General features: G+C 26.4%; 1 pseudogene. It reads left to right on the top strand.

The features are described from left to right. Positions 1-218 (top strand): annotated as a pseudogene (locus AB674_RS22940) (hypothetical protein); the annotation flags it as partial. Positions 219-481 lie beyond the last annotated feature (263 nt).

Here is a 481-nt window from a genome sequence, read left to right as displayed (position 1 = left end):
ACATTAACCTGATTGCCGTGATGACACCAATGTGTTCCAATACCAAAGGATTGAATTATTTTGAGAAAGTGCATCAAATGTATCCCGAAATTCACAATTATGAAAAAGCAGTAGAAGGCGATCAGTATTTTTCTTCCTGTGGACATATGAATAATAGTGGAGCTCGGAAATTTACCGCTATAATTATAAGAGATTTTTTTTTAATCAATGATAACTAAGAATATTATATGGATTTGATATAGGTTTTGAAGAAATATTAAATCATATGAAAGATTTTTTTTCGACATTGTATTTGTTTGGTGAATAATTTAATATCGAAATCAGTCTGTTTAATTTGAGTGCTTTAAAATTAAAATCTAGTAGGTTTAAAAAAAAAAATCGTTTAAGAAACGTTTCCTCTTTAAGAATTATATATTTAGATTCTAATGAAAAACTTTTTAAGTTTATTTGCTAAAATTTTGCTCACAACACTTTTATTACT

It is taken from the genome of Flavobacterium sp. ABG (assembly GCF_001027725.1).
Classification (GTDB): Bacteria; Bacteroidota; Bacteroidia; order Flavobacteriales; family Flavobacteriaceae; genus Flavobacterium; species Flavobacterium cupriresistens.
The sequence above is the reverse complement of the archived record's forward strand: the minus strand, read 5'-3'. Positions and strand labels throughout refer to the sequence as shown.